Raw genomic sequence first — 3,781 nt, 5'->3', positions numbered from 1 at the left:
GACCTCGGTCAAGCTCGAGATCGCGAAAGTGCCGTGCTGGCTTACGAATTCGATTGAATCGAAGCCATGGCCGTGGTGCTGGGTCACGGTTTCGACCCGATGCACAGAAGTGTCGAAAATCCTTGTGACACTGTAAATCTGAACAGCGAGCCGACGAATGGCCGGGAACACCGCGTAGCGGCATTCGTTCAGGCCGCCGGAGACGGTTGGCTCACCGAATTCCGGTGGCCACCAGGCGCCGACGCTGTATCCGGCGATGCTGTTCGGTGCCGAAGGCGGGAAGACGTCAGTCGTAGCGAGCAATTCGGACAATTCGGCGCACAGTGCGTTGATGCGGGCCTTTAGTTCGTGGTCGAACATGTTGGCGACCACCGTCATCCCGTTCGGCAGCCACACGCCCGCACCGCCGAGTTCGGGAATGGTGAAGCGCGCCATTGTGCCGCCGCCGTTGTTGACCGCGAAGAGCATGGCCAGCACGGCCTCCCGAGAAACGCCATGGCGCGCCGCGATGTCGGCGATGGCCCGTTCGGCCTGGGGAGTGACCGTCGCGGTCATGGTGCTGGTCCTTCGTCGCCGTACTGGGTTTCAGCGTACGCAGCGCCGCAGGTCAACGGAACCGACGAGGTAGTTCGGCTGCCGTTGGCCGACGGGTATGGAAACCCGCGCATTTCGCCCACGGTTTATCCGGCGCAGATCGGCTCGGCGGGGCACACTGTCACCATGGCTGAGCAGGTCGACACTGCGTCGGACGTGCGGACATACCGGATCGAGTCAGGCCCCTACCACGCCGAGGTGGTTTCCACCGGTGCTGGACTGCGGATGCTCGAATGCATGATGGACGACGGCGATCCGGCAAAGCTGACCGAGACGTGGGCCGCAGGAAAGAAGCCGCCGCTGTCTGCCGGGCTTGTCCTCGCGCCATGGCCGAACCGGATCCGTGACGGCAGCTTCACGTTCGAGGGGCATCACCACCAGCTCGAGATCACCGAACAGGCTCGCCACAACGCCATCCACGGGCTGGTCCGCCGCCGTGAGTGGCAACTCGACGAGCACACCGACAGTTCGGTCACCCAGTCGATCGAGGTGGGATTGACTGCGGGCTGGACCTATCCCATCCATCTCACCGTCACGCACAAACTCGACGACGACGGACTCACCGTGACCCATACCGCCACGAACAACGGCGACGCTCGCGCACCGTTCGGTGTCGGGGTGCACGCGTTCCTGCGGGCGGGTGACTCTCCGCTGGATGAGTGCACGCTCGCGATCCCCGCGGCGGTGCGGCTGCCGCTGGACTCGCACCGAAACCTGCCGGCGGGAATTTCCGAGCCGCTGCGCGGGACGACGTTCGACTTCCGCGAGGCTCGCGAACTGGCAGGGGTGCAGCTCGACACTCCGTTCGGCGGATTGGTCCCTGACATCGACGGACTCTCCCGCGTCGTGTTGACGGGGTCGGACGGGACGGTCGCCGCCCTCTGGACCGACGCGACGTTCCGCTGGGTGCAGGTGTTTGTTGCCGACCCCGAGAACGATCAGGCCTACCCAGCCCGCGGTCGGGCGCTCGCGGTCGAGCCGATGACCTGCCCGCCGGATGCGTTCAACACCGGCATCGACGTGATTGTGCTCGAACCGGGTCAGACCTGGACAGGAAGCTGGGGAATTCAGGCACTCTGACCAGCTCCGCCACCGCCGAAATGCTGACGTTTACACCAGCCGGTGTGTGAGGTTGGTGGCGGGGGTCACACCTTGGTTAGGTGAGTGGACCCTCCCTGGGCGTGCGTGCGACAAAACGACTAGCGTTTGTAGAGACTGCACGCGCGCCGATCGCGTACGTGACCCACAGTTCGAGCCTGAGAGGGATTCACCCGTGCCCGCTGAGAACACCAACCCCACGCTCGCCTACCCGGGTGGCGAGTACGAGCTGTCGGTCGCCAAGGCCACCGAAGGAAACGACGGTTTCGACCTCGGCAAGTTGCTGGCGACCACCGGATACACCTCGTTCGATCCGGGCTTCGTCAACACCGCCTCCACCAAGTCGGCGATCACCTTCATCGACGGTGACAAAGGCATCCTGCGCTACCGGGGTTACCCGATCGAGCAGCTCGCCGGGAGCTCGACGTTCCTCGAGGTCAGCTACCTGCTCATCTACGGCGAGCTGCCGTCGGCTACCGAGCTCGAGGTGTTCACCGACAAGATCCGCCGGCACACCCTGCTGCACGAGGATCTGAAGCGGTTCTTCGACGGCTTCCCGCGCAACGCGCACCCGATGCCGGTGCTGTCCAGCGCGGTCAACGCCCTCTCGGCGTACTACCAGGACTCGCTCGACCCCAAGGACGACGACCAGGTTGAGCTGTCCACGATCCGGCTGCTCGCGAAGCTGCCGACGATCGCGGCCTACGCGTACAAGAAGTCCGTCGGCCAGCCGTTCCTCTACCCGGACAACTCGCTGTCGCTCGTCGAGAACTTCCTGCGGATGACGTTCGGCTTCCCGGCCGAGCCGTACGAGGTGGACCCGGAGATCGCCAGCGCACTGGACATGCTGCTGATCCTGCACGCCGATCACGAGCAGAACTGCTCGACCTCGACGGTGCGCCTGGTCGGCTCGTCCGAAGCGAACCTGTTCACGTCGGTCTCCGGTGGCATCAACGCACTGTGGGGCCCGCTGCACGGCGGCGCGAACCAGGCCGTGCTCGAGATGCTCGACGACATCAAGGCCAGCGGCGGCGACGTCAGCGAATTCGTCCGCAAGGTGAAGAACAAGGAAGACGGTGTGAAGCTCATGGGCTTCGGGCACCGCGTCTACCGCAACTACGATCCGCGCGCGGCAATCGTGAAGAAGACCGCCGACTCGATCCTGGCCAAGCTGGGCGGCGACGACCAGCTGCTCGATATCGCGAAGGCGCTCGAGGAAGCCGCGCTCACCGACGATTACTTCGTCGAGCGCAAGCTGTACCCGAACGTGGACTTCTACACCGGTGTGATCTACCGCGCGATGGGCTTCCCGACCCGTATGTTCACGGTGTTGTTCGCAATGGGCCGCCTGCCGGGCTGGATCGCGCACTGGCGCGAGATGCACGACGAGCCGGGCGGCAAGATCGGTCGCCCGCGTCAGATCTACACCGGTTACGGCGAGCGGGATTACAAGCCGCTCGCGAACCGCTGAACCAACTCGAGGAGTTTTCAATGACGAAGCCGGAAATCGAGTTCCAGGAGGGCCCCGCGCCCACCGACCTGGAGATCAAAGACCTGGTGGTGGGTGACGGCGCCGAGGCCGTGCCGGGTGGCACCGTCGAGGTGCACTACGTGGGCGTCGAGTTCGACAACGGCGAGGAGTTCGATTCCTCCTGGAGTCGTGGCGAATCGATCGAGTTCCCGCTCCGTGGCCTGATCAAGGGCTGGCAGGACGGCATCCCGGGCATGAAGGTCGGCGGCCGCCGGCAGCTGACGATCCCGCCGGAGCTCGCCTACGGACCCGCCGGTGCGGGCCATCGCCTGTCGGGCAAGACGCTGGTCTTCGTTATCGACCTGCTCGACGTCAAGTAAGAACGCGCTATCAACGAGGCGGCTCGGTTAACCGAGCCGCCTCGTTGTATTTGTGCGGCAAGCACATTGGGCGGATCCAGCGTTGTTCGGGCGGACTAGGCCCCGCGTTCCCGTTCCCGCTTGCGGCGCTTGCCCTCGTGCATCGCCTGGACGCGAGCGACAGGTATGGTGTGACCCTCTTCGAGAAGGTCCGCGGGCAAGGTCTGGGGCTTCGGTAGCTGTTCGGCCCAGAGGTCAC

At 64.8% G+C, this 3,781-nt stretch carries 4 protein-coding genes and 1 pseudogene; 3 read left to right on the top strand and 2 right to left on the bottom strand.

Annotation, left to right across the window (positions count from 1 at the left end):
- A partial coding sequence (locus tag A8G08_RS23670; RefSeq protein WP_068279663.1) for a hypothetical protein occupies window positions 1–555 on the bottom strand: 555 nt, incomplete at its 3' end.
- A gap of 165 nt (window positions 556–720) precedes the next feature.
- Between A8G08_RS23670 and A8G08_RS23665 the strand changes: the two genes are divergently transcribed.
- The 3 genes from A8G08_RS23665 to A8G08_RS23655 all read left to right on the top strand — a co-directional run bounded on the left by A8G08_RS23665 (window position 721) and on the right by A8G08_RS23655 (window position 3,543).
- Window positions 721–1,674, top strand: coding sequence for an aldose 1-epimerase family protein (locus A8G08_RS23665; RefSeq protein WP_068279666.1), 954 nt, complete (start codon window positions 721–723; stop codon window positions 1,672–1,674).
- A 193-nt stretch (window positions 1,675–1,867) separates the two neighbouring features.
- Window positions 1,868–3,163, top strand: coding sequence for a citrate synthase (locus A8G08_RS23660; protein ID WP_068279660.1), 1,296 nt, complete (start codon window positions 1,868–1,870; stop codon window positions 3,161–3,163).
- A 20-nt stretch (window positions 3,164–3,183) separates the two neighbouring features.
- The gene (locus A8G08_RS23655) at window positions 3,184–3,543 is read left to right on the top strand and encodes an FKBP-type peptidyl-prolyl cis-trans isomerase (RefSeq protein WP_068279659.1); all 360 of its coding nucleotides are present in this window, start codon (window positions 3,184–3,186) and stop codon (window positions 3,541–3,543) included.
- Between the two features lie 95 nt (window positions 3,544–3,638).
- Here the strand turns inward: A8G08_RS23655 and A8G08_RS28165 are convergent.
- Window positions 3,639–3,781 (bottom strand): annotated as a pseudogene (locus A8G08_RS28165) (ATP-dependent DNA ligase); the annotation flags it as partial.

Origin of the sequence: Aldersonia kunmingensis, assembly GCF_001646865.1 — a bacterium.
Taxonomy (GTDB): domain Bacteria; phylum Actinomycetota; class Actinomycetes; order Mycobacteriales; family Mycobacteriaceae; genus Aldersonia; species Aldersonia kunmingensis.
The sequence above is the reverse complement of the archived record's forward strand: the minus strand, read 5'-3'. Positions and strand labels throughout refer to the sequence as shown.